Origin of the sequence: Mangrovibacter yixingensis (assembly GCF_020523985.1) — a bacterium.
Classification (GTDB): domain Bacteria; phylum Pseudomonadota; class Gammaproteobacteria; order Enterobacterales; family Enterobacteriaceae; genus Mangrovibacter; species Mangrovibacter yixingensis.
Genome location: NZ_JAIVKM010000002.1, coordinates 556,139 through 581,627 on the forward strand (window position 1 = coordinate 556,139; position 25,489 = coordinate 581,627).

The following is a 25,489-nucleotide window of genomic DNA, read 5'->3' on the forward strand; positions in this document are numbered from 1 at the left end:
GTCAATCCCTCCGGCATACCGGGGGGATTAGCGTGTTTTTTCTACCAGAAATGGGTCAATCCCGCGTTTCTGCATCTTCCAGAAGCGAATAATTGTTACGCCATTAACGATTAAAAAACTCCCTTCTATCAGTGTCCCGCCTATCGAACCCAGTAACACGTTGTGTGTCAACCAACATGCTGTTGAGCACCACATGACACAACGGGTGGTAAGGCCCTTGCAGCGAAATAACGCCCAGGTACTGGCAACCGTCCCTATCACTGGCAGAATTTCAAACCAGTATTCAACATGGATTGACCCTGATAACAACGTCAAAACGATAAAAATAACCATCACCCACAAACTGCGGGTTCGCAACGTGATTAAGGTGCGAATGGCATTCAGTTCGGCACTGGCACCCGCCGGGAATGCACCCATCAGAAAGAATTGGATACCAATAACAGCGCTGTATATTGATAGCTGTACTTTAAAACGCCGTTCATCGCGATTAAGAAAAGTCGTTATACCAATCAGAAATGCGATGACCCCGATGCCCTGAGCAAGCCAATATACTGACATGGGAAACCCTTAACAGTGGAAAGGAATAAAGCCAAAAAGAAACGGCGCACCACTAAGTGGAACGCCGTTTTATTTTACGCTGGTGACAGCATTTTACAATGTGACACCGCTCTTGAAGATAGCCAGTTCACGGAAATCATTCTTCTCATTGCAGGTTTGTTTGCCGTCAGCAATATCAACAATAAGATCGATGAATTTTTCCAGTAATTGCGGCATTAACGTTCCATGCAGCAATTGACCAGCATCGAAATCTATCCAGTGTGGTTTTTTCGCCGCCAGTTCACTGTTCGTGGCAATCTTAACAGTAGGAACAAACCCGCCGTAAGGTGTGCCACGCCCGGTGCTGAACAGCACCATATGGCAACCCGCACCTGCCAGCGCACTGGTTGCAACAGCATCGTTGCCAGGCGCACTTAACAAGTTAACACCATGGTTTTTAAGGCGCTCACCATAACGAAGCACATCAACAACCTGGCTGGAACCCGCTTTTTGAGTGCATCCCAAAGACTTCTCTTCCAGCGTAGTAATCCCACCCGCTTTGTTACCAGGTGATGGATTTTCGTAGATAGGCTGGTTATGGGCAATGAAATACTGTTTGAAGTCATTCACCATAGTGACGGTTTTTTCAAACGTACTTTCGTCACGGCAGTGGCTCATAAGGATACGTTCCGCACCAAACATTTCAGGTACTTCAGTCAGTACGGTTGTACCACCATTGGCAACCATAAAGTCTGAGAAACGCCCAAGCATTGGGTTAGCGGTAATCCCGGACAACCCGTCAGAACCACCACACTCCAGGCCAAATTTAAGTTCACTCAGCTTGCCTGGTTGGCGTTTGTCATTACGCATCACTTCATATAACGCCTGAAGGTGTTCAATCCCTGCTTCCACTTCATCTTCTTGCTGCTGGCAAATCATGAAGTGAACGCGTTCTTCATCGAACTCACCCAGGGTTTCACGAAATGCGCTGATCTGGTTGTTTTCACACCCCAGGCCAATAACCAGCACGGCACCGGCATTCGGGTGGCGAACCATGTTTTGCAGCATAGTACGCGTATTGATGTGATCATCGCCCAACTGAGAACAACCGTAGTTATGGCTGAACAGGTAAACACCGTCAATATCAGACGCATCATCGTTTTCTTTCAAAAAACGCTGTTGAATTTGGCGGGCTATCCCGTTAACACATCCAACTGTGGGCAGGATCCACAACTCATTACGCACACCCACTTCACCATTAGCGCGGCGGTAGATCTGAACATCGCGATCCCCCGCCTGCGCCATGGATCCCAGCGTTTCAGGTTGATAGCTGTACTCGTCCAGATCGCTCAGATTGGTGCGCATATTATGCGAGTGAAGGTGCTCACCAGGCTGGATATCAACCAGTGCATGGCCAATAGGCAGACCATACTTAACAACGTTCTCATCCTTCGCAATAGCCCGGATGGCGAACTTGTGCCCACGCGCAACAGGTTGATGCAGGGTTATTTCCTGCCCATCGACATTGACGATGGCCCCTTCGGCCTGGTCCACTAGCGCAACAGCGACATTATCTTGCGAATGGATCTTAATGTATTGCATATCAACCTCAGTTGAGACTTAGTTCAGTTCAATACCAAAATAATCACGCGCATTGTTAAAGCAGATGTTTTTCACCATCTGGCCTAACAACTCGATATCTGCCGGAGCTTCGCCCGCTTCAACCCAGTGACCAATCATCTGGCACAGGATACGGCGGAAATATTCATGGCGGGTGTATGACAGGAAGCTACGGCTGTCGGTCAGCATCCCAACAAAACGGCTTAACAGACCCAATTGCGCCAGTTGTGTCATCTGACGTTCCATACCGTCTTTCTGGTCATTAAACCACCAGCCTGAACCGAACTGCATTTTCCCGGCAATACCTTCGCCCTGATAGTTACCAATCATGGTACCCAGGACTTCGTTATCACGCGGGTTCAGGCAGTAAAGGATAGTTTTCGGCAGTTGATTATTTTCGTTCTGTTTGTCCAACAGACGTGCCAGTTCTTCTGCCAGCGGGCGGTCGTTGATGGAGTCGAAGCCCACATCTGGCCCCAGCAGTTTAAACTGGCGAGTGTTGTTGTTGCGCAGCGCACCAATGTGGTACTGCTGAACCCAACCGCGACGAGCATACTCTGCACCCAACCAAACCAGCACTGCTGTTTTGAATTGAGCAACTTCCAGCGAGGACGGAGTCGCGCCAGTCAGGCGGCGAGCAAGGATGCCATCCAGCGTTGCTTCGTCTGCATCGGCATACATCACAACATCCAACGCATGGTCAGACACCTTGCAGCCATGAGCTTCAAAGTGATCCAGACGTTTTTTCAGTGCAGTTTGCAGATCGCTGAAACGGCGAATATCGGTGTCGGACACTTCAGCCAGCTTGCCCATGTAATCAACAAATGTCGCCAGCTCAATGTTAAATGCTTTATCCGGACGCCAGCTCGGCAATACTTTAATGTCAAAGCTGGTATCGGCTGCAATCGCACTGTGGTGGTTCAGCGCATCGATCGGGTCATCAGTCGTCCCAACCATTTTCACATTCATCTGCTTCATGATACCGCGAGCAGAGAAGGCATCTTCGGCAAGCAGTGAATTGCACTGTTCCCAAATTTCATCTGCAGTTTTTGGTGACAGCAGCTTACCTGTAATACCAAATGGGCGACGCAGTTCCAGATGCGTCCAGTGGTAAAGCGGGTTACCAATGGTGTGGGGCACGGTTTCTGCCCAGGCATTGAATTTTTCGTGGTCAGTAGCATCGCCAGTACACAGACGCTCAGCAACACCGTTGGAGCGCATCGCACGCCACTTGTAGTGATCACCTTTCAGCCAGATGTCATACAAGTTTTTAAAACGATAGTTTTCTGCGACTTGCTGCGGGGGAAGATGGCAATGGAAGTCGAAAATCGGCTCATCCGCTGCGTAGTCGTGGTACAAGCGACGGGCAAATTCAGTATCAAGCAGAAAGTCTTCAGTCATAAACCGAGTCATTATCGTTGTTCCTCTGGACACGTTATCGGATACCTAATCAGTATGGCTATAAAGTTATCACACCAATTCATTGCGACCGAGTAGAATTTTGTGTTCTGGATCACATAAACCATACAAATTATGTTTATTTAAAGTTAAAAAATATACCTCAAGCCGCGCCAGACGTGGCGTAGCTTATCTTCGTTTAATAACCCTGTCTTTAATGCACTTTTGTGATGGCTCTCAACTTTTAAAGCTGTATGACAAGTTATCTTTTGCCTCGTCAAGAACAGTAAATATTACGGAATATTTTGCGATGCACTTTTATCGCTTCAGTGGGTATGGATGCCGGATGCTTTACACATTCTAACTAGCAAGGCATGGGCCATACCTTAGTTGCACTGGTAGAACCCTCCTGAATAAAACTCATATGCAGGATACATCCTGCAATGCAACCGTGTGGCGCGGTTGAAAACAAATACTGAGGTTTGAAATGCGAAAGATCAAAGGCTTACGCTGGTATATGATTGCACTGGTCACGCTGGGGACCGTGTTGGGGTATTTAACCCGTAACACTGTCGCTGTGGCTGCGCCGACTCTGCAAGAACAGCTTCATATCACTACTCAGCAATACTCTTATATTATTGCCGCTTATTCTGCATGCTACACAGTGATGCAGCCTGTTGCTGGCTATATCCTTGATATTCTTGGTACAAAAGTTGGCTACGCCGTATTTGCTATCTTCTGGGCTGTTTTCTGTGGCGCAACCGCGCTGGCAGGCAGCTGGGGTGGTCTGGCTATTGCCCGTGGTGCAGTTGGTGCTGCAGAAGCAGCAATGATCCCTGCAGGCCTGAAAGCCAGTAGTGAATGGTTCCCGGCAAAAGAACGTTCTATTGCTGTTGGTTACTTCAACGTGGGTTCCTCTATTGGCGCCATGATTGCACCGCCTCTGGTTGTGTGGGCAATTATGATCCACAGCTGGGAAATGGCGTTTGTTATCACCGGGGTACTGAGTTTTGCCTGGGCGATGATGTGGTTGTTCTTCTATAAACACCCGAAAGACCAGAAAAAACTGTCTGATGAAGAACGTGAATACATCATCAGTGGTCAGGAAGCCCAACACCAGACTAATAACAGCAAAAAATTATCTGCCTGGCAGATACTGCGTAACCGCCAGTTCTGGGGTATTGCGTTACCGCGTTTCCTCGCAGAACCAGCCTGGGGTACATTTAACGCCTGGATCCCACTGTTCATGTTCAAAGCTTATGGCTTTAACCTGAAAGAAATTGCTATGTTTGCCTGGATGCCAATGCTGTTTGCTGACCTGGGTTGTGTCATTGGTGGGTATTTACCTCCGCTGTTCCAACGCTGGTTCGGTGTTAACCTGATTGTTTCTCGTAAACTGGTTGTAACCATGGGCGCATTCCTGATGATTGGCCCTGGTACTATTGGTTTGTTCACCAGCCCATATGTTGCTATCGCCCTGCTGTGTGTAGGTGGCTTCGCTCACCAGGCTCTGTCCGGTGCACTGATTACGTTGTCTTCCGATGTGTTTGGCCGTAATGAAGTGGCGACCGCTAACGGGATGACCGGTATGGCAGCCTGGACCGCCAGTACACTGTTCGCCCTGGTTGTCGGTGCGTTGGCTGATAAAATTGGTTTCAGCCCACTGTTTGCTGTGCTGGCCGTTTTCGACTTGCTCGGTGCGCTGGTTATCTGGACGGTACTGAAAAATAAATCCGCTGAAGATGTTGTGGATGATGAAAGCGTCGGTCACACTGCGGCGCAAAGTTAAACCTGGTTCTCAAAAAGCCGCCTCCAGGCGGCTTTTTGTTAGCATCAAGTAGAGCCAGGGAGATATAAGTGGTATAACAAATTAGTTTCATTATGTATCAGACCCCATCCTGGAGCCGCTTATGGAGATATCGGATTCTCGTCGCTTATATCAGCAACTTGCCGCTGAGCTAAAACACCGAATAGAAAGCGGCGTTTATCTTGTCGGAGACAAATTACCCGCGGAACGTTTTATCGCTGATGAAAAAAATGTAAGCCGTACTGTGGTGCGTGAAGCAATCATCATGCTCGAAGTGGAAGGTTACGTTGAAGTTCGTAAAGGCTCGGGCATTCACGTTATTGCAAACCAGGCCCGCTACAGTGCACAGCCCGATGAGCGGTTTGAATTTGCTAATTATGGCCCTTTCGAACTACTCCAGGCACGACAGCTAATTGAAAGCAATATTGCCGAATTCGCGGCCACGCAGGTTACCAAACAAGACATCATGAAGTTGATGGAAATCCAGGAACAAGCGCGGCATGAAAAGTGTTTTCGGGATTCAGAATGGGATTTACAGTTTCATGTGCAGGTTGCACTGGCAACCCAAAACAGCGCTTTAGCCGCCATCGTAGAAAGGATGTGGACACAACGTGTTCATAACCCTTACTGGAAAAAATTACACGATCATATCGATCTCAGAACAGTCGATCACTGGTGTGATGATCATGACCAGATTATGCGCGCGCTGGTCCGAAAAGATCCCCATGCGGCAAAGCTGGCGATGTGGCAGCATTTGGAAAACACCAAGCAGATGTTGTTCAATGAAACCAGTGATGACTTTGAGTTCAATGCAGATCGCTACTTGTTTGCTGAAAACCCGGTTGTTCACCTTGAAGCCCCCGGTATCCCACACAAATAATCCGGCAATGAGCGAGAGATATTCAGGGCGTTAGTGTCAGCCTTTGTAAATACTCTCGCATGCCTGCATTTTACCGCGCAAAATCAGCCCGACTTATTGCTAAATATTGTGACGCATAACATCTACATTTGTTACAATTGGACGCATTTTTCGTGGCCAGCCTTCCTTTTTGCTGCCTTTTGCCACGTATGTGACACGTCAGAAAAGGCTGTTTTTTGTACGGTAGCATAGTGTTGTACGCTGGTATGGTTTTGTACGGTGATATACAAGCGGAAAACAAATCCCTCCGTTAGCCCCTTCTCTCGTGATTGGCTTTGACTGATGTGCCAGGACCTCTGAATGGAACTTTTTACACAACTCCTTAATGCTCTTTGGAGTCAGGATTTTGAAACCCTTGCCAATCCTTCCATGATTGGCATGCTGTATTTTGTTTTATTTATGATTTTGTTCCTGGAAAATGGCTTACTTCCGGCAGCATTTCTTCCCGGAGACAGTTTGCTGATTTTAATCGGCGTGCTGATTGCCAAAGGCGCACTCGCCGCCATCCCTACATTAATTTTGCTCACTGCCGCAGCAAGCCTCGGCTCTTGGGTTGGCTTTATTCAGGGCCGCTGGCTTGGCAATGCCCGCCTGGTACAGAAATGGTTATCTCACCTGCCAACTCATTATCATCAACGTGCCCATCACTTGTTCCATAAACACGGTCTTTCTGCGCTATTGGTGGGCAGGTTTATCGCTTTTGTTCGTACTCTGTTACCAACGATTGCAGGGCTTTCGGGCCTTAGCAGTTCACGCTTCCAGTTTTTCAACTGGATGAGTGGGTTGCTATGGGTTCTGATTCTAACAGCGCTGGGTTATTTGCTGGGCAAAACCCCCGTGTTTGCCAAATATGAAGATGCGTTGATGTCCTGCCTGATGCTTATCCCGGTGGTGCTGCTGGTCTTCGGCCTGCTGGGTTCCCTGGTGATGTTGTGGAAAAAACGCAACGGGAGCAAAGGATGAAACTGTTTCATCGTTTAACCAACCGACGAGCCCATCTTGGCTTAGTGGCCCTGTTACTGATTTGTGCCAGCACCGTATTCTGGGCAGCAACCCGCCAACCCGATACGACACTAGAGATTCGTCCTGCACGTGCAGGCGCAACGATTCCCGATGGTTTCTTTGTGTGGCACCACCTGGATGCCAATGGCATTCGGGTAAAAAGCATTACGCCGGATGACAACAAGCTCGTGATTAAATTTGATTCAAATGTGCAAAGCGAAGCGGCTGCCCGAGTGCTTTCAGCAACACTCCCGCACGGGTACGTAATTACCCCCCGTCAGGAACCGACCCCATTTGACCATTGGCTGGCACGCCTTGGTGTTTCACCTTCCAGAATCGGGTAAGTCGCATTACCGAATATTCTGAATATTTTCACTTACTTTGCCGTTTAGCTTCATCCTGACTATGCTTACCAGGCGATTTAAAAATACAAAATCGCTACACTGATAGCATCTTCAACGGACTGGTGCCCCCTTGTTGCTGCTACCAGAAACGAACGGACGTGTTAATGATGAATTATCGCACCTTGCTGGTATGTACGTTTACCTTGCTGCTTCTCTCCCCTCAGATACAGGCTTCCACCGCCTGTCAGGATAAGCAACAAGGTATATTGCGTGAGATAAACTACGCGAAAAAGCACCACAATCAGCGCCGTATTGATGGCCTGAATAAGGCACTGACTGAGGTAAGGTCCCGGTGCAGGGAGGAATCCCACCGCAATAGTTTATCGGGTGAAAAACATAAAACCACCTACACGAGATAAGGGTTAATCCCTGGCGGAAAACCAGAGTTACAGCAGGCACCACCCTGACCGGGTAGCGGAGCCTGATTCATGGAACTGTGAATAAACTGGAGAAGCCTGTATGTCCAAAGATACTGAACAATTGCGTGACGAACTGAAATCCCTGGCCGATACCCTTGAAGAAGTGCTGAACTCTTCTGGAGAGAAGTCTAAAGAGGAAGTTGAGAAAGTACGCGCTAAAGCTGAACGTATGCTCAAACAGAGCCGGGTCCGTGTAAGTGAAACCAGCGAAGCAGTACTGCGCCAAACTAAGGAAGCAGCCTGCAAAGCAGATAACTATGTTCATGAAAATCCCTGGGCCGGCATCGGAATTGGTGCGGCTGCAGGCCTGGTATTGGGTATGCTGCTGGCGCGTCGTTAATGATGGATAATTCTCCGACACAAGGGCCGGGAGGGCGTATTCTTGGTTCGGGAAAGCGTATTCTGTCGCTGCTGGTCTCCATGGTGGAGACCCGGCTTCAGTTAGCTGTAGTCGAACTGGAAGAGGAAAAAGCACGCCTGTTTCAGTTACTTCTCCTGCTGTCACTGACACTGCTTTTCGCTCTGTTTGGCCTTGCCAGCTTGCTCGTGTTAATTGTTTGGGTTATTGACCCGCAATACCGGCTCTATACGTTAGCAGCGACAACCGTGGTATTGCTTCTGCTGGCACTCTTCTGTGGCCTTGTGGCATTGCATAAATCACGTGCATCTACCCTGCTGCGCCAAACCCGTAAAGAGTTATCAAGAGACCGGCAGGCGCTGGAGGATACCCACAATGAGTGAATCACTTGCAGAACGAAAGGCGCGGCTGACATTGCGTATTCAGCAGCAACGTCTTGACTTGCTCAGTGCAGAACGTGAGTGGCTATCTGCAATGGCACCAGTAGATGCTGGCTGGCGGCATCTGGCACGCTACAAATGGGCGGCCATAGCTGCAAGCGGTGTGCTGGCAACCTGGCAATTACGCCGCCCTGGTCGGCTGGTGCGGCTACTGCGCCGTGGGCCAGTTGTCTGGAGTACTTTGCGTTTAGTTCGTAGCATGCTGCGTTAACCGATAAAATCCCACGGTTCATTCGTGGGATCCCCCATTTGCGACACTATCAATTTTTTTGAATTTTTCTGACAATTTTACTTGCTAACAATCTCCCCTCAGTCTCTTTACTATTCAGCCATGGACAGCAAGGCACGCTAATTACCTGCTGTCACTCAATAAAAATAATCTGGTTTTCTGGAGAGAGTAAGATGAAAAAATTCGAAAATATTGGTTTTCTGGTTGCACGCATCCTGATGCCAATTCTGTTTATTTATGCCGGTTGGGGAAAAATCAACGCCTACGGAGCAACGCAGCAATACATGCAGGCGATGGGGGTTCCAGGAGCGTTACTGCCACTGACCATCTTACTGGAGTTCGGCGGTGGTCTGGCTATCCTGTTTGGCTTCCTGACCCGAACAACAGCTATCATTACTGCAATCTTCACGTTAATTACTGCATTTATCTTCCACAGTAATTTCGCAGAAGGCGTGAACTCACTGATGTTCATGAAAAACCTGACGATTGCTGGCGGTTATCTGCTGCTTTTCATCACCGGCCCTGGTGCTATCAGCCTGGACCGTATCCTGAAAAAGAGTTGGTAATGGTTCAAAGCAAAAAGCGGAGAATATCTCCGCTATTGCTTTATCACGGCAACTGACAATCAGCCCTTTCACTTGTTTCTCGCTATAACAGTCGTCTGTTGGGAAGCCGGGCTAAAGAAACAGAACAGAGGAAACAGACATGGGACAACTTATTGACGGGGTCTGGCACGATACCTGGTATGATACGAAAGCAACGGGTGGGCGATTCAAGCGCTCTGTCTCCGCTTTTCGCAACTGGATAACACCAGATGGCACACCAGGCCCAACCGGAAAGGGTGGGTTTGAAGCATCAAAATCCCGCTACCATTTGTATGTCTCTCTTGCCTGCCCCTGGGCCCACCGCACACTGATTATGCGGCAGCTGAAAGGACTTTCCGATTTCATTTCCGTTTCGGTAGTTCACCCTTTGATGTTTGAACACGGCTGGACACTGGCTCAGGATTTCCCGGGCGCAACGGGCGATGGCCTTTATCAGCATGAGTATTTGTACCAGCTCTATTTACATGCCGATGAACAATACTCTGGCCGTGTTACTGTTCCCGTGCTTTGGGATAAACAAAACCAGACGATTGTCAGCAACGAATCTGCTGAAATTATCCGTATGTTCAACAGTGCATTTGATGCACTGGGCGCAACAACGGGAGATTACTATCCAGAATCGTTACGTGAACAAATAGATGAGACTAACGCCTGGGTCTATGATTCTGTGAATAACGGCGTGTATAAAGCAGGGTTTGCGACATCTCAGGAAGCGTATGATGAAGCGGTAGCCGGTGTGTTTACTGCGCTGGATAAACTGGAAGACTTGCTGGGGCAACAACGCTGGCTGGTTGGTAACCAATTGACAGAAGCAGATATCCGCCTGTGGACCACGCTAATCCGTTTCGATCCGGTGTATGTCACCCATTTTAAATGTGACCGCAAGCGCATCAGTGATTATTCGAACTTGTTTGCCTACTTACGCGATATTTACCAAATACCGGGAATTGCGAATACCGTCAACTTTGACCATATTCGCCACCACTATTTTTGCAGCCATAAAACGATTAACCCGACAGGTATCATTTCCACTGGTCCTGTGCAGGATTTAATGCAACCTCATGGGCGCGAACTGCAGTTTCCAGGTTAAATAACGAGATGCAAACCAGGCCAGCGCCCGGTTTGCACCACTTCCACAAGCTCCCCCGCCATTCATACTCAAAGCGATGAGAACTCAGCCATTCTCTGTGCCTGCCATTTGCCAGTTTTATTTTCAGTCCTATGCTTTATCTGGTGATTAAAAAGATTTTCTGACTGGAAAGGAGAGTGCAAATGGACTGGTATTTAAGCGCACTGCGCAATTACTTTGATTTTCAGGGACGGGCTCGTCGCAAAGAATTTTGGATGTTTACCCTGGTTAATATCATTTTTGCAGCAGTTCTGTCGGTGCTGGATAACATGTTACACCTGCGTATTCATGAGCAGGGTGTATTATCATCTTTGTATAGCCTGTTTGTGTTAATTCCCTCACTGGCGCTGCAATTTCGCCGCCTGCACGATACCGACCGTTCCGCCTGGTGGCTGCTACTCATGCTCATTCCACTGATTGGCGCACTGGTCTTGCTGGTATTCTATTGCCAGGAAGGTAACCGTGGTGCCAACCGTTTTGGCAACGACCCTAAAATAGCGATTAACTGACAGCACTGAACCCGGTAAAGCCCCGGGTTCAGATGTGAAACAAGCAGGGTTATTTCATATGTGCGAACAGCTTCGGTATTTCACGCAGGCACCATGACTTGGCTTCTCCCATGCTGTCACGCCGCCAGGCCATGATAATATCAACCTCACTGGTCGATTCAGGGCTCACTACGCGTAAACGCCCTTCCTCAATATCTTGTTTCACCAACGGCCAGGGCATCGTTGCCACACCCATGCCATCCAGCAGTGCCTGACGTTTATCATGAATGGTGCTTACTGTAAGCCGTGGCTGTTTATCCAAAAGCTGAACGGTTAAAACCGGGCGTTCGCGCGCGGTATCTGCTACCGCAATCCCCCGGTATTTCACACGCGTCACCTCAGAAAGTGGTTCTGGTTCATTGTGAATGGGATGGTCAGACGCAGCGACATACACGTTCTTCATGGAATACAGCTTGCGGGAGTTAATCTCCGTTGAAGAGCGAAAATGCATGTCAGGAGCAACAACGATATCTGCCCGCCCTTGCTCCAGACGTTCCCAGGCACCGGCCAGTACCTCGGTAAGCAGTGAAAGCTGTGTATTGGCTTTTTCCGCCAGGCGTTCTACCAACGGGAACAACGCGAAAGTAGGCACCAGCGCCTCGGTCACAATCGTCAGGTGTGTTTCCCACCCGCGAGCCAGGGCTTCAGCATCTGTCGTGAGTTTGTCTGCGGCCTCCAGCAATACCCTGCCTCGCTCCAGCAGCATTCTACCTACATTGGTGAACTTTGTTCGATGACCTGAGCGATCAAACAACACCACATCCAACTCTTCTTCAAGTTTTTGCATGGTGTAACTCAGTGCAGAAGGTACTCTGCCCAGTTCGTCTGCCGCTGCAGCAAAGCTTCCACGCCGGTCAATAGCATCCATAACCCTTAATGACTCCAGCGTGAGTGCGCGTTCTTTTGCCATCCTCTTCTCTTTCAGGAAATTTGAATATACCAAGCAGATTAACTGGCTAACAATGCAGCGTCCAGTTACTTAACATGGAGAGAGCAAAAAGAGGTTAAAACATGATTACGACAAGAACAGCAAAACAGTGCGGCCAGGCAGATTTTGGCTGGTTACAGGCTCGCTATACTTTCTCATTTGGGCATTACTTTGACCCAGACTTACTCGGTTATGCGTCGTTACGTGTGCTGAATCAGGAAGTTCTGTCTCCGGGATCGGCATTTCAGCCACGCACTTATCCTAAAGTGGATATTCTGAATTTAATTCTGGATGGTGAAGCAGAATACCGTGACAGCGAGGGTAACCATATTCGGGTTAAAGCGGGTGAGGCATTGCTGTTATCTACACAGCAGGGTTGTAGTTACAGCGAGCTTAATACCAGCAAAGACAAATCACTTACCCGGATGCAACTGTGGCTGGATGCCTGCCCGGAATGCGAAAATCCATTAATCCAGAAAATAACCCTGGCAGGCGATAAACGGCAGTTAATCGCCTCACCAGATGGCAGCCAAAACAGCCTGATTCTGCGCCAACAAGTCTGGCTCCACTATGTGAACCTGAAAGCAGGCGAACAGGCGGAGTTTCAGCTTCATGGGCCTCGGGCATATTTGCAATCTATTCATGGCACTTTTCATGCACAGACAGGCGCCCAGGAAAAAGCCCATATGACTTGCGGTGATGGTGCGTTTATTAAGGATGAGGCACACCTAACCCTTGTGGCGGATACCGACCTGGAAGGGTTGCTGGTAGACTTGCCAGTATAACCCCCGCTCTATGAGAGAGACTGTTATGCAACACGAAGACATGCCCGCAGACAGCGCTACAACATGGGTAACGCAACCTGCTTCACTTGATGATGTTTTTACTCATATGCTGGATGAGCTAGAAGCCATTGTCGTGGAAGCTCAAGTGCGCCTGGCTGAAGAAATCTATGCCTGACACACGACTTCGTCTGCATGGCCTGTTGCATCAGGCCTTCAGACTATAGACAAAAGCACTCATTTTTTGCCCCTGTTGTGTAGTCACGTCCACGGTTACCCGCAGGTAGTCAGCGCCTTCGAAATCATCCAGCATTGCCCAGTGCTCATCCAATTTTTGGGATGTAAAAAGGTAGCCGTCAACAATCCCGCCTTGCGAATCCAACACTAATGCCGGGTAACCTCCCAATGTACGCCACCCTGAATTGACCACATGGCCTTTTACCTGTGCGGGTTCCCACTTTCCCTCCATTCCCATCAACAACCCAGCGTTTTCCTCCCCTGGGCAGAGAGATCCATAGACAAACAGATGTGCCATTTTTGCTCCTGGTGCCAGTCACAATAAAACGTAAAGTGGAAAAATAACTTAGTGTATGAAATCGGCGAGACAGTCCTGCAATAGCGCTACTATTGCCTCCCGGTCTTCTTCCCGCTGCGCCTGAACAATAGCGCCATCCACTAATAAAGCACATTTTTGCGCTGCCTGGATGCGCTGCGGGGTATCTGGCAGGCATTGCGCGATAGTCTCGGCCATATCCTGCTTATGCTCCCGAATCACTGGCAGCGCCTCTGGTAATACGCCAGTAATTTCACTGGTGGCATTAATGAAAGCACAGCCGTGGAATTCGGGTGACAGAAACCACCGGGATAGCACCTGTGGCAGAGCCAGGTGAAGCTTGCCACTCTGTGCCATTTCCTCTTTCAACGCCATGGCAAACCACGTTATCCATAAGCCGTGCCGGTAATGAAGAAAGGCAAGAATAAGATCATTTTTAGCCGGGAAATGGCGATAAAAAGTTACTTTTGTCACACCCGCTTCTTTGATTATCCGGTCTACGCCGGTAGCCCTGATTCCATCTTTATAAAACAATTCATGAGCGGTGTGAATAATGCGCTCTTTGGCACTATTTTTTTCAGTTGCAGTCACTTCACTCTCCCTGATTTTCGCCAATAAGTAGACAGAGCTGTCTACATCAGATAGGTTATGTAGACAAGTCTGTCTACAGACTACAGGAGCTATCATGGAAACGCGACCACCAGTACCCCCTTTTACTTATGAAAGCGCCACATTAAAAGTACGAATGGCAGAAGATGCCTGGAATAGCCGTGACCCTGAAACAGTCTCGCGGGTGTATGCGCCGGAGACTGTGTGGCGCAACCGGGCCGAATTTGTTACCGGGCGTGAAGCTGTAGTGAAATTTTTACAACGCAAATGGCAAAAAGAACTGGATTACCGGTTAATCAAAGAATTATGGGCGGTAAATGAGAACAGAATTGCTGTTCGATTTGCCTATGAATGGCACGATGATTCAGGGAACTGGTTTCGCAGTTATGGTAACGAAAACTGGGAATTTAATGAGCAAGGCCTGATGATAAGGCGATTTGCCTGTATTAACGATCTCCCCATTTCACACACTGAACGCCTGTTCTTTTGGCCTTTGGGCAGGCGCCCGGATAGCCACCCCAGCCTGAGCGAGTGTGGTTGTTGAGTCCCAGAAATCTCACAAAAGAAAAGCCCCGCCATTGCTGGCGGGGCCTGAAAGGTGTGAGGCTGACCGGTAAGCCGCGTTCTTTGTTATATAGCGTCTTGGACAGTCATTCATCTCGGGTGAATATCGGGTGAAAAAAGAAAAGCCCCGCCATTGCTGGCGGGGCCTGAAAAGTGTGAGGCTGACCGGTAAGCCGCGTTCTTTGTTATATAGCGTCTTGGACAGTCATTCATCTCGGGTGAATATCGGGTGAAAAAAGAAAAGCCCCGCCATTACTGGCGGGGCCTGAAAAGTGTGAAGTTGACCGGTAAGCCGCGCTCTTTGTTATATAGCGTCTTGGACAGTCATTCATCTCGGGTGAATATCGGGTGAAAAAAGAAAAGCCCCGCCATTGCTGGCGGGGCCTGAAAAGTGTGAAGTTGACCGGTAAGCCGCGTTCTTTGTTATATAGCGTCTTGGACAGTCATTCATCTCGGGTGAATATCGGGTAAATATCGGGTGAAAAAAGAAAAGCCCCGCCATTGCTGGCGGGACCTGAAAAGTGTGAAGCTGACCGGTAAGCCGGGTTCTGTCTTGGACAGTCATTCATCTAGGCCAGCAATCGCTCACTGGCTCAAGCAGCCTACCCGGGTTCAGTACGGGCCGTACCTTATGAACCCCTATTTGGCCTTGCTCCGGGTGGAGTTTACCGTGCCACGAACTGTTGCCAGCCGCGCGGTGCGCTCTTACCGCACCCTTTCACCCTTACCTGATCCTGCTTGCGCAGGCCATCGGCGGTTTACTCTCTGTTGCACTGGTCGTGGGTTTGCACCCCCCAGGCGTTACCTGGCACCCTGCCCTATGGAGCCCGGACTTTCCTCTCCTCCGCCCGTCTCCTTCGAAAAGGACGACGACGAAGCAGCGACTGTCTGGTCAGCTTCGGCGCGCAGTATAGAGGGTTTCGCGCCGTCTGTCACCTTGCGGTGCACATACCTACCATTAACGTGGCCGCAATATTACGCGATTCACGGTAGATATTATCAAACGCGCCCCGAAACGCTTCTTCCAGCGAGCTGATACTGCTTAATACACTGAATACGGCATCGATACCATATTGATGCACAACAGAAACATCTTTCGTCAAAGAACCCGCGATACCAATGACGGGCTTATGGTATTTTTTCGCAACACTGGCAACACCAACGGGCACTTTGCCATGAATGCTTTGGCTATCCAGCCGACCTTCACCAGTCACCACCAAAGTACAATCGTGAATATGTTCTTCCAGATTCAGGGCTTCAGTAACAATTTCAATACCACTGCGCAGCTCAGCGCCCAGAAACGACATTAATGCCGCTCCCATACCACCAGCAGCACCGGCTCCCGGGACATTCTTCACATCCACATTCAGTGTGTCTTTAATGACATCTGCAAAGTGGCCAAGGTTACAATCCAGTGTGCGAATCATGCTTTCCGTCGCCCCTTTCTGAGGACCAAAAATTCGGGACGCACCATATTCACCCAATAATGGATTTGTTACATCACAAGCAACATTAATAACGCAATGTGCGAGGCGGGAATCCATATTGCTGATATCAATATTACGCAGTTGTAACAGGCTGCCACCACCAAAACCAATTTCATCACCGAATTCATCAGTAAGGCGGGCACCCAGTGCCTGGACCATGCCAGCACCACCATCATTGGTTGCACTGCCACCAATGCCAATAATGATGTTTTGTGCACCTTTTTCCAGTGCATGGAGAATCAATTCACCCGTACCGCGCGATGTGGTCAGTAGTGGGTTACGCTGTTCTGGTGGAACCAGAGCAAGTCCACTGGCCTGGGCCATTTCGATAAATGCGGTTTTCCCGTCACCAGAAATGCCCCATTCCGCCATAACCTGCTGCCCTAAAGGCCCGGTGACTGGGGAATTCATTCTGATTCCCTGTGTCGCCGTTATCATGGCATCAACAGTTCCTTCGCCACCATCAGCAACGGGTACTGAGACATATTCAGCATCAGGGAAAATTTCACGAAATCCTTTTTCGATTGCCTGTGCTACCTGAGTGGCAGAAAGGCTCTCTTTGTATGAGTCGGGTGCAATTACGATTTTCATAAGGTTGTTGCCTGGTCATGCCACTCAGGGCGAAAACATCAGGGCGCAGCCTCGCGCCCTTTTCCTTATCGGCTGACTTCAGTCTTAGCCAGTTTTTCGTAGTAGCATGCCAGCGCACTGTGGTCGGCAGAGCCAAGACCATCAGCACGTAATGCCTGCATCATTTCCATTACCGCTGCAGTCAGAGGTAATTGCGCACCTACGCCATGCGAGGTATCCAGCGCATTCGCCAGATCTTTAATATGCAGTTCAATACGGAAACCGGGTTTGAAGTTGCGGTCCATTACCATTGGCGCTTTGGCATCCAGCACTGTACTTCCTGCCAACCCACCACGGATTGCCTGATAAACCAGGTCCGGGTTAACACCTGCTTTCGTTGCCAGAACCAGTGCTTCAGACATTGCAGCGATGTTCAGGGCAACAATGACCTGGTTAGCCAGTTTGGTTACGTTACCCGCACCAATGTCACCGGTATGAACCACAGAACCTGCCATGGCTTTCATCAGGTCGTAGTATTTATCGAATACGGCTTTATCACCGCCCACCATTACAGACAATGTGCCATCCACAGCTTTGGGTTCGCCACCGCTTACCGGTGCATCAAGCATGGATACGCCTTTCGCTTTCAACGCTTCAGCGATTTCACGGCTGGCAAGTGGTGCAATGGAACTCATATCAATTAAGATCAGGCCCTGCCGTGCACCTTCGATAATGCCGTTTTCACCCAATGCCACTTCTTTCACATGTGGGGAGTTAGGCAGCATCGTGATAATGACATCACACTGTTCAGCAATGGCTTTCGGTGTTGCTGCGGTTTCTGCGCCTGCGGCAATGACATCAGCAATGGCTTCAGGATTACGGTCTGAAACCACCAGGGAATAACCAGCCTTAATGAGGTTTTTACTCATTGGTTTACCCATGATACCCAGGCCAATAAAACCAACTTTCATCGTCATAATTTGCTCTCTCTCGCTATTTACAGGTGGTCGTTACTTTTTGAATGCATCACACAGTTTTTGGGTAGCACCGCGGAAAACCCCAAGGTCACTGCCCACAGCAACAAAGGTTGCGCCCCATTCCAGGTAACGGCGGGCATCAGCTTCAACTGGCGCCAGGATACCGGCGGGTTTGCCATGCGCTTTTGCGCGTTCAAAAACATGTGCAATTGCACGTTGCACTTCAGGATGTGAAGGATTTCCCAGGTAACCCAGTGCTGCCGACAAATCGCCCGGCCCCACGAAGATGCCATCCACACCTTCTGTCGCTGCAATCGCATCCAGGTTATCCAACCCTTCCTGACTTTCGATTTGCACCAGAATCGTGATGTTGTCGTTTACTGTTTTGAAATAATCTTTAACAGTGCCGTAGCCATTACTACGGTGAGAAACGGAGACACCGCGAATGCCTTGCGGCGGATAACGTGTTGATGCCACAGCACGAACGGCATCTTCTTCTGATTCAACAAACGGAATCAGGAAGTTATAAAAACCGATATCCAAAAACCGCTTGATGATGACGGGCTCATTGGTCGGGACACGAACCACCGGCGCGCTGTGGCTCCCCTTCAGAGCCATAAGCTGGGGAATGAAAGTAGAGATATCATTCGGCGCATGTTCGCCATCCAGCACCAACCAGTCGAAACCTGCCAGGCCAAGCACTTCTGTAGTGATAGGGCTTGCAAGAGCGGACCAGCAGCCTATTTGTGTCTGGTGAGCCGCCAGCGCCGCTTTGAATGCATTGGGAAAAAATTCGTTATTCATTGTCTTGCCTTCATCGTTGCTTATTTTTGAAGTTCCATACGTTTGATATCGCCAACAACCAGCAGGTAGCAAATCATCGCCATCAGTGCTGAACAGCCGACAAAGATCAGAGCAGCATTAAAAGAGTGAAGTTCACTGACCAGATAACCAATCACCAGTGGAGTCACTATTGATGCTACGTTACCGAAGACATTAAACACCCCACCGCATAACCCAACGATCTCTTTCGGTGCGGTATCGGAAATTACCGGCCAGCCCAGCGCCCCAAAGCCTTTACCAAAGAACGCCAGCGCCATCAGTGTCACAACCAGTGCGGTGTTATCAACGTAGTTACACAGAATGATGGTTGAGGCCAGTAACATGCCCAGAACTATTGGTAACTTACGGGCAACAGTAAGCGACACACCACGGCGAATCAGGTAATCGGAGAACACGCCACCCAATACCCCACCAGCGAAACCACACAGTGCCGGTATAGAGGCTACCAGGCCAACTTTCAAAATGGACATGCCACGCGCCTGGACCAGGTAGATTGGGAACCAGGTCAGGAAGAACCAGGTGATGGTATTAATAAAATACTGCCCAAAGAACACACCCAGCATCATCCGGCTAGTTAACAGCTGTTTGATATAGTTAAGTTTTGGACCAGTAAGGCCATCATTCTTGCGTTGGTCCATATCAACAACTGCCCCACCTTTACGGATGAAGTCCAGCTCTGCTTTAGACATACGCGGGTGGTCTGTTGGGTTATGAATAGTGCGGGTCCAGACCCAGGTCAGGATAAAGCCAATAACCCCCATCACGGTGAACACATGTTCCCAGCCCCAGGTAAAAGTGAGCCAACCCAGTAACGGGGAAAAGATAGCTAATGAAAAATACTGCGCAGCATTAAACAAAGCAGAAGCTGTGCCACGCTCTTTCGTCGGGAACCATGCAGCCACAATGCGCGCATTTGCGGGAAATGAAGGTGCTTCAGAAAAGCCCAACATAAAGCGCATCACGAACATCGAGATCCCGGCCCATGCAAGGGGAAACATGCCAACAAACCCTTGCAGGAAAGTAAACAATGACCAGAAAAACAAACTGTATGTATAAACTTTACGTGAACCAAATTTATCCAGTAACCAGCCACCGGGGATTTGCATTAACAAATAGGCCCACCCGAAGGCTGAAAATATATAACCTAAAGAAATTGAACTAAGTTGTAGTTCTTTACCCACTTCAGCACCGGCAATGGAGAGAGTGGCTCGGTCTGCATAATTTATTGCTGTAACAATAAATATCACTAACAATATAAGGTATCGGGTATGCATTCCCCGTTTAGCTTCCACGGTTTCATCCAAAATCATTTTTCCAGCCTCTAAGTAGGGTACAGATAAGTAAATTTTAAATAATTTAATGAACACTTTTAAATACACTAAAAAATAACTAGCAGGTGTTTTTTAATTTTCTTCAGTATAAGCACAGTACAAATAGTACGCACCATGCAAACGCACAATTGAAAGTTTAAATTTAAATTATCTCATGAGCAAATGCACAATAACATGGGCGATAATGCACAATTTTTACTGTTTCCCACCTTGCCAGCTCTGGCTTCAGCACATTAGGTGATGCAGATCACATTTTGTTCCCAATGAACCTGACATGCTAACTCCACAATATATTTATTTAGACTTTTCTCTTTTTCAAAAATCACCAGACAGCGTACCTGGAGAATACTGGAAATGGCAACGATAGAAGTTAAACAGCATTCGCCTCAGGCGTTTTATATAAAAGTTCATGAAACAGATAATGTCGCTATTATTGTTAACGATAATGGTTTAAAAGCTGGTACTCGTTTTCCTGATGGGCTGACATTAATTGAACATATTCCCCAAGGGCATAAAGTTGCCTTGATTGATATTCCAAAAAAAGGGGAAATAATTCGCTATGGCGAAGTTATCGGCTATGCGGTACGTGATGTCCCGGCCGGAGCCTGGATTGATGAATCCATGGTTGAGTTACCAAAAGCGCCACCGTTGAACACACTCCCGCTGGCTACCCGCGTTCCTGAGTCTTTACCACCGCTGGAAGGCTATACCTTCGAAGGTTACCGCAACGCAGATGGCAGTGTTGGTACCAAAAACCTGTTGGGTATCACCACCAGCGTACACTGTGTCGCCGGAGTGGTGGATTATGTTGTCAAACTAATAGAACGAGACTTACTGCCAAACTACCCTAATGTTGATGGTGTTGTTGGGTTGAACCACTTGTATGGTTGTGGTGTGGCTATCAATGCTCCCGCTGCGGTGGTTCCAATTCGTACTATTCATAACATCGCGCTTAACCCCAATTTTGGTGGTGAGGTGATGGTAATTGGGTTGGGCTGTGAAAAACTGCAACCTGAACGCCTGTTGCAGGGTACAGAAGATGTCCAGCCAATAAACGTCGACGAAGCCAGTATTGTGCGCTTGCAAGATGAACAGCACGTTGGTTTCCAGTCAATGGTGGAAGATATTTTACGGGTTGCAGCCCGGCATTTGGATAAACTCAACCAGCGCAAACGTGAAACCTGCCCTGCTTCTGAACTGGTAGTGGGCACACAATGTGGTGGGAGTGATGCTTTCTCTGGCGTGACAGCAAACCCGGCTGTAGGTTTTGCTTCTGATTTGCTGGTTCGCTGTGGTGCAACCGTGATGTTTTCTGAAGTGACCGAAGTCCGTGATGCCATTCATTTGCTCACACCACGCGCTGTTAATGAAGATGTGGGTAAACGACTGCTTGAAGAGATGGCCTGGTATGACAATTACCTGGACATGGGGAAAACAGACCGCAGTGCCAACCCATCTCCCGGGAATAAGAAAGGCGGGCTGGCAAATATTGTGGAAAAAGCCCTGGGCTCCATTGCCAAATCCGGGAAAAGTGCAATTGTAGAAGTGTTATCGCCCGGCCAACGCCCAACAAAACGTGGGCTGATTTATGCCGCAACCCCTGCCAGCGACTTCGTTTGTGGCACGCAACAGGTTTCATCAGGGATAACCGTTCAGGTCTTCACAACTGGCCGCGGGACACCTTATGGCCTGATGGCTGTTCCAGTAATTAAAATGGCAACGCGTACCGAGCTGGCTAACCGCTGGTTTGATTTGATGGATATTAATGCCGGCACCATTGCTACAGGTGAAGAGACCATTGAAGATGTGGGCTGGAAGTTGTTCCACTTTATTCTTGATGTAGCCAGTGGGCGGAAAAAAACCTTCTCAGACCAGTGGGGGCTGCACAACCAACTGGCTGTATTCAACCCCGCACCTGTTACCTGATCCACCAGCAAGGCATGAACACGCCACGCACGTTCATGCCTGCTTTGCCAGGATAACGTCAGCCGTTATCCTGTGCATCCAGCGCATATTTATAGAGCGCATTTTTTTTAACACCATGAATTTCTGCCGCCAGTGCGGCAGCTTTTTTTAGTGGTAGCTCGGCCTGTAATAAAGCCAGCGTGCGCAATGCATCCGGCGGCAGTGCCTCTTCTTGTGCTTTGTAACCTTCCACTATCAGCACCATTTCCCCTTTACGCCGGTTATCATCTTCCTGAACCCAGGCCAACAATTCACCTATCGGGGCACCATATACAGACTCCCAGGTTTTGGTGAGTTCACGAGCCAGAACCACATAGCGTTCAGACCCCAGCACGGCATTTATATCTGCAAGGCTGTCCAGCAGACGGTGAGTCGATTCATAGAAAATCAGCGTGCGAGGCTCTTGCAACAATGCGGTTAGTGCATCACGCCGCCCTTTTGGTTTAGCTGGCAAAAAGCCCTCGTAACAAAACCTGTCAGAAGGCAAACCTGCCGCACTTAAGGCAGCAATAGCAGCGCACGGGCCAGGTAATGGCACCACGCGAATCCCCGCTTCACGGCAGGTACGTACCAGGTGGTAACCCGGATCATTAATCAGTGGAGTACCCGCATCGGAAACCAGAGCAATGTTTTGCCCTTCTTGCAGCTTAGCCAGCAACGTTTCTGCTTTTTGTTGTTCGTTATGGTCATGAAGTGCGAAAAGACGCGCATTTATGGCAAAATGCTGTAAAAGTAACCCGGTATGACGGGTATCCTCGGCAGCAATAAGATCAACAGACTGCAATACGGAAAGCGCACGCTGGGTAATATCACCCAAATTTCCGATAGGTGTAGGAACTATATAAAGCTGACCATCAGAATTCAGCACTGATTCGTCTTGTTTCATTGTTTCATCCGTATTGCCGATTTAATATTGAGCATTAAGCAAAAAAACTCTGGATACAGTATGGTACCGTCAAACCGTTTTCGTTCTAAAGCCTCACGCAGCCTGCCAGTGATTCTGGCCACGATTTTGTTCGCCGGGTGCGTCGCACATGAACCAGACCAAAGTGCACCTTACATGCAAGGCCAGGTAAAGGCCGACTCCGCCTTCTACTTGCAGCAAATGCAGCAAAGTACGAATGATACCAAGACCAACTGGCAATTACTTGCCATTCGTTCATTACTCCAGGAAGGGAAAACCAACCAGGCAGTGCAACTCTTCCAGGCACTACCGCAACAGGTTACAGCACAACAACGTGATGAACAGGCATTGTTGGCTGTTGAAATGAAATTAGTACAACAAGACCCAGCCAGCGCAAAAACACTGTTGGCAAGTATTAACCCGGATACCCTGACCCCTGCTCAGGCACAACGTTACTGGCAGGCACAAATTGCGCTCAATCAGGGCACACCATCTATTGAGTTACTCCGGGCATTAATCGCTCAGGAACCCGGCCTGCAAGGTACGGCAAAACAGCAAAATATTGATGCTACCTGGCAAGCGCTCTCTTCCATGACCCAGGACCAGGCAAATGCACTGGTTATCAATACGGGTGAACAAACGCTACGGGGCTGGCTCGATTTACAGCATATGTGGTTCGATAACCGTAATGATGCCACCATGCTAAAAGCGGCTATCAAAGACTGGCAGACACGTTATCCGGACAACCCTGCAGCCAAAATGTTACCGACTCAACTGGCAAATGTTCAGTCATTCCAGCCCACGTCAGTCCAAAAAATCGCCCTGTTGCTGCCATTGAGCGGCCAGGCGGCGATTTTTGGACGCACGATTGAGCAAGGGTTTGAGGCTGCGAAAAATGCGGGTACCACGCCGGTTAGCCAGATTGCGCCGCAATCCGTGCCGGGCAGCACCGCGTCAGACAGTAATACTGAAGCAGGTGTCGGGCAGGCCAACCCAGATGAAGCTACAAGCACAACGGAGGATAGTGCTAACGGGGATGTTGTTAGCCCGTCAGCGGCTTCCGTTGATAATCTGGCAGGTGATACGGCTGCAGCCACCCCAACAGATGCCACTGCAACTGACGCCTCGACCACGCCAGAAACGCCCGAAGTAGCCAATACAACAGCATCTGCCGATACTCAAGCCATTAATAGCACTCCGGCTAATCCATCTGCTGAATTAAAAGTGTACGACACCAGCACGCAATCTATTGATCAGATTATGGCTCAGGTGCAAAAAGACGGTGCCAGCATCGTTATCGGGCCGTTGTTGAAGGAAAATGTTAGAGCCGCGGTTAAAATCAATACAACCATAAACATGCTGGCTCTCAATCAACCGGAAGAAGTGCAGAACCAGGCAAACGTATGTTACTTCGCGTTGTCTCCAGAAAATGAAGCCGCAGATGCAGCACGCCATATATGGCAATCTGGGGAACGTAACCCTCTGGTTCTGATTCCCCGCAATAGTTTTGGCTCGCGCATCAGTAAAGCGTTTGCCACTGCATGGCAAGAACTGGGTGGTGGTGTTGTTCTGGAGCAACAATTCGGTTCAGTAAATGAGCTGAAAATGAGCATTAACCGCAACTCGGGTATTGCTCTGACGGGCCGCCCCGTTCAGGCCAGCCTGCCACAGCAGCAGAGTGTCACCATTGGTGGGTTGACCATTCCGGCCCCGCCTTCGGATACCGATATTACAGCAGGAACATCGGGCAAAGTTGATGCGGTATACATTGTTGCTACCCAACCAGAACTGGCGCTTATCAAACCAATGATAACCATGCGCTCAGGCAGCCATAGTGGCGGTGCTGTGCTGTACGCCAGTTCACGCAGTGCCCAGGGTGGTACCGGGCCAGACTTCCGCCTGGAAATGAGTGGTCTGCAATTCAGTGACATTCCTATGCTTTCCGGCGGTAACAACACCTTGATGCAGCAGGCACTCGGCAGTGTGAATAACGATTACTCACTTGCCCGCCTCTACGCTATGGGGGTTGATGCCTGGACGCTTGCCAGCCATTTCTCCCAGATACGCCAGGTACCTGGCTACCAGATTATGGGGAATACCGGCGATCTGACCGCCAACACCGACTGTGTAATCAAACGGAAATTGCCATGGCTTATGTACCAACAAGGCAACGTGGTTCCCGTCAATTAAGTGCCACACAACAAAAAGGCGCGCTCTGGGAACAGAGGGCGCGCCGTTGGCTGGAGCAACAAGGGTTACATTTTATTGCAGCCAATGTACGCTTTGGCAGGGGTGAGATAGACCTCATTATGAAACAGAACGGGTGCCTGGTGTTTATTGAAGTGCGCTATCGCCAGTCGGAGCAATATGGTGGTGCACAAGCCAGTATCACTCGCCAAAAAAGGCGTAAACTGTTACAAACTGCCAACTTATGGCTGGCGCAACAAAACCAGAGTTTTGATACTGTGGATTGCCGTTTTGATGTGCTAGCCTTCACGAATGACCGGGCGGAATGGATACCCAATGCATTCTCCGCCTGCGACAATTAAAGCCATTGCATC

General features: G+C 49.1%; 28 protein-coding genes and 1 other RNA gene. 17 read left to right on the forward strand and 12 right to left on the reverse strand.

The window, feature by feature from the left end; genetic code table 11:
• Window positions 1-27 precede the first annotated feature (27 nt).
• The 3 genes from LC084_RS13255 to uxaC form a co-directional block, all read right to left on the reverse strand.
• Window positions 28-558 (reverse strand): YgjV family protein, encoded by a 531-nt coding sequence (locus LC084_RS13255; protein ID WP_226571667.1) that lies wholly within the window; start codon window positions 556-558, stop codon window positions 28-30.
• Window positions 559-651: 93 nt separating this feature from the next.
• Entirely contained in the window at window positions 652-2,139 is a 1,488-nt protein-coding gene (locus tag LC084_RS13260; RefSeq protein WP_226571668.1) for a UxaA family hydrolase, read from the reverse strand.
• An 18-nt stretch (window positions 2,140-2,157) separates the two neighbouring features.
• Window positions 2,158-3,570 (reverse strand): glucuronate isomerase, encoded by a 1,413-nt coding sequence (uxaC, locus tag LC084_RS13265; RefSeq protein WP_226571669.1) that lies wholly within the window; start codon window positions 3,568-3,570, stop codon window positions 2,158-2,160.
• 472 nt (window positions 3,571-4,042) lie between these two features.
• On the opposite strand from uxaC, the gene LC084_RS13270 reads away from it, so the two are divergent.
• The 11 genes from LC084_RS13270 (at window position 4,043) to LC084_RS13320 (ending at window position 11,376) form a co-directional block, all read left to right on the forward strand.
• A complete protein-coding gene (locus tag LC084_RS13270; RefSeq protein WP_226571670.1) occupies window positions 4,043-5,344 on the forward strand; it encodes an MFS transporter in 1,302 nt (433 codons plus the stop codon).
• 121 nt (window positions 5,345-5,465) lie between these two features.
• Complete coding sequence (exuR, locus tag LC084_RS13275) at window positions 5,466-6,242, forward strand: transcriptional regulator ExuR (protein WP_226571671.1); 777 nt, start codon at window positions 5,466-5,468, stop codon at window positions 6,240-6,242.
• A 339-nt stretch (window positions 6,243-6,581) separates the two neighbouring features.
• Entirely contained in the window at window positions 6,582-7,244 is a 663-nt protein-coding gene (locus LC084_RS13280; protein ID WP_226571672.1) for a DedA family protein, read from the forward strand.
• Complete coding sequence (gene mzrA, locus LC084_RS13285; protein ID WP_226571673.1) at window positions 7,241-7,627, forward strand: EnvZ/OmpR regulon moderator MzrA; 387 nt, start codon at window positions 7,241-7,243, stop codon at window positions 7,625-7,627. Before LC084_RS13280 ends, mzrA begins: the two co-directional genes overlap by 4 nt.
• A 167-nt stretch (window positions 7,628-7,794) precedes the next feature.
• Window positions 7,795-8,046 carry a DUF1090 domain-containing protein gene (locus LC084_RS13290; RefSeq protein ID WP_264193524.1) on the forward strand — a complete coding sequence of 84 codons (252 nt, stop codon included), beginning with the start codon at window positions 7,795-7,797 and terminating at the stop codon, window positions 8,044-8,046.
• 100 nt (window positions 8,047-8,146) lie between these two features.
• A complete protein-coding gene (locus LC084_RS13295) occupies window positions 8,147-8,446 on the forward strand; it encodes a DUF883 family protein (RefSeq protein ID WP_064600529.1) in 300 nt (99 codons plus the stop codon).
• Complete coding sequence (locus LC084_RS13300; RefSeq protein WP_226571674.1) at window positions 8,446-8,847, forward strand: phage holin family protein; 402 nt, start codon at window positions 8,446-8,448, stop codon at window positions 8,845-8,847. Before LC084_RS13295 ends, LC084_RS13300 begins: the two co-directional genes overlap by 1 nt.
• A complete protein-coding gene (locus LC084_RS13305; RefSeq protein WP_226571675.1) occupies window positions 8,840-9,115 on the forward strand; it encodes a YqjK-like family protein in 276 nt (91 codons plus the stop codon). The genes LC084_RS13300 and LC084_RS13305 overlap by 8 nt, the downstream gene beginning before the upstream one ends.
• Window positions 9,116-9,306: 191 nt before the next feature.
• The gene (locus tag LC084_RS13310) at window positions 9,307-9,699 is read left to right on the forward strand and encodes a DoxX family protein (protein ID WP_226571676.1); all 393 of its coding nucleotides are present in this window, start codon (window positions 9,307-9,309) and stop codon (window positions 9,697-9,699) included.
• Window positions 9,700-9,838: 139 nt separating this feature from the next.
• The gene (locus LC084_RS13315; protein ID WP_226571677.1) at window positions 9,839-10,828 is read left to right on the forward strand and encodes a glutathione S-transferase family protein; all 990 of its coding nucleotides are present in this window, start codon (window positions 9,839-9,841) and stop codon (window positions 10,826-10,828) included.
• Window positions 10,829-11,010: 182 nt separating this feature from the next.
• Window positions 11,011-11,376, forward strand: coding sequence for a DUF805 domain-containing protein (locus LC084_RS13320; RefSeq protein WP_226571678.1), 366 nt, complete (start codon window positions 11,011-11,013; stop codon window positions 11,374-11,376).
• A gap of 49 nt (window positions 11,377-11,425) precedes the next feature.
• Here the strand turns inward: LC084_RS13320 and LC084_RS13325 are convergent, their stop codons facing one another.
• Window positions 11,426-12,325: a LysR family transcriptional regulator gene (locus LC084_RS13325; protein WP_226571679.1), complete on the reverse strand. Its 900-nt coding sequence runs from the start codon at window positions 12,323-12,325 to the stop codon at window positions 11,426-11,428.
• A 101-nt stretch (window positions 12,326-12,426) separates the two neighbouring features.
• Between LC084_RS13325 and LC084_RS13330 the strand changes: the two genes are divergently transcribed.
• Together LC084_RS13330 and LC084_RS13335 are read left to right on the forward strand one after the other, a co-directional pair.
• On the forward strand, window positions 12,427-13,128 hold the full coding sequence (locus tag LC084_RS13330) for a pirin family protein (protein ID WP_226571680.1): 702 nt from the start codon (window positions 12,427-12,429) through the stop codon (window positions 13,126-13,128).
• 25 nt (window positions 13,129-13,153) lie between these two features.
• Window positions 13,154-13,303 (forward strand): hypothetical protein, encoded by a 150-nt coding sequence (locus tag LC084_RS13335; RefSeq protein ID WP_226571681.1) that lies wholly within the window; start codon window positions 13,154-13,156, stop codon window positions 13,301-13,303.
• Between the two features lie 30 nt (window positions 13,304-13,333).
• Here the strand turns inward: LC084_RS13335 and LC084_RS13340 are convergent, their stop codons facing one another.
• Complete coding sequence (locus LC084_RS13340) at window positions 13,334-13,660, reverse strand: gamma-glutamylcyclotransferase family protein (RefSeq protein ID WP_226571682.1); 327 nt, start codon at window positions 13,658-13,660, stop codon at window positions 13,334-13,336.
• 48 nt (window positions 13,661-13,708) lie between these two features.
• Window positions 13,709-14,269, reverse strand: coding sequence for a TetR/AcrR family transcriptional regulator (locus LC084_RS13345; protein ID WP_226571683.1), 561 nt, complete (start codon window positions 14,267-14,269; stop codon window positions 13,709-13,711).
• A 94-nt stretch (window positions 14,270-14,363) separates the two neighbouring features.
• Here LC084_RS13345 and LC084_RS13350 point away from each other — a divergent pair, with 94 nt between their 5' ends.
• A complete protein-coding gene (locus LC084_RS13350) occupies window positions 14,364-14,831 on the forward strand; it encodes a nuclear transport factor 2 family protein (RefSeq protein WP_226571684.1) in 468 nt (155 codons plus the stop codon).
• Between the two features lie 541 nt (window positions 14,832-15,372).
• On the opposite strand, the gene rnpB is transcribed toward LC084_RS13350, so the two are convergent.
• The 5 genes from rnpB to LC084_RS13375 form a co-directional block, all read right to left on the reverse strand.
• Window positions 15,373-15,751: RNase P RNA component class A (gene rnpB / locus LC084_RS13355), an RNA gene on the reverse strand.
• Window positions 15,752-15,783: 32 nt separating this feature from the next.
• Window positions 15,784-16,929 carry a glycerate 2-kinase gene (gene garK / locus LC084_RS13360; protein WP_226571685.1) on the reverse strand — a complete coding sequence of 382 codons (1,146 nt, stop codon included), beginning with the start codon at window positions 16,927-16,929 and terminating at the stop codon, window positions 15,784-15,786.
• Window positions 16,930-16,994: 65 nt separating this feature from the next.
• On the reverse strand, window positions 16,995-17,885 hold the full coding sequence (gene garR, locus LC084_RS13365; protein ID WP_226571686.1) for a 2-hydroxy-3-oxopropionate reductase: 891 nt from the start codon (window positions 17,883-17,885) through the stop codon (window positions 16,995-16,997).
• A 33-nt stretch (window positions 17,886-17,918) separates the two neighbouring features.
• A complete protein-coding gene (gene garL, locus LC084_RS13370) occupies window positions 17,919-18,689 on the reverse strand; it encodes a 2-dehydro-3-deoxyglucarate aldolase (RefSeq protein ID WP_226571687.1) in 771 nt (256 codons plus the stop codon).
• 20 nt (window positions 18,690-18,709) lie between these two features.
• Window positions 18,710-20,038: an MFS transporter gene (locus tag LC084_RS13375; RefSeq protein WP_226571688.1), complete on the reverse strand. Its 1,329-nt coding sequence runs from the start codon at window positions 20,036-20,038 to the stop codon at window positions 18,710-18,712.
• A gap of 375 nt (window positions 20,039-20,413) precedes the next feature.
• Here LC084_RS13375 and garD point away from each other — a divergent pair, with 375 nt between their 5' ends.
• Window positions 20,414-21,985 carry a galactarate dehydratase gene (gene garD, locus LC084_RS13380; protein ID WP_226571689.1) on the forward strand — a complete coding sequence of 524 codons (1,572 nt, stop codon included), beginning with the start codon at window positions 20,414-20,416 and terminating at the stop codon, window positions 21,983-21,985.
• A 58-nt stretch (window positions 21,986-22,043) separates the two neighbouring features.
• Here garD and rsmI read toward each other — a convergent pair whose 3' ends face one another.
• The gene (gene rsmI, locus LC084_RS13385; RefSeq protein WP_226571690.1) at window positions 22,044-22,910 is read right to left on the reverse strand and encodes a 16S rRNA (cytidine(1402)-2'-O)-methyltransferase; all 867 of its coding nucleotides are present in this window, start codon (window positions 22,908-22,910) and stop codon (window positions 22,044-22,046) included.
• A 60-nt stretch (window positions 22,911-22,970) separates the two neighbouring features.
• On the opposite strand from rsmI, the gene LC084_RS13390 reads away from it, so the two are divergent.
• Both LC084_RS13390 and LC084_RS13395 read left to right on the forward strand, forming a co-directional pair.
• Window positions 22,971-25,118: a penicillin-binding protein activator gene (locus LC084_RS13390; protein WP_226571691.1), complete on the forward strand. Its 2,148-nt coding sequence runs from the start codon at window positions 22,971-22,973 to the stop codon at window positions 25,116-25,118.
• Complete coding sequence (locus LC084_RS13395) at window positions 25,076-25,477, forward strand: YraN family protein (protein WP_226571692.1); 402 nt, start codon at window positions 25,076-25,078, stop codon at window positions 25,475-25,477. Before LC084_RS13390 ends, LC084_RS13395 begins: the two co-directional genes overlap by 43 nt.
• Window positions 25,478-25,489 lie beyond the last annotated feature (12 nt).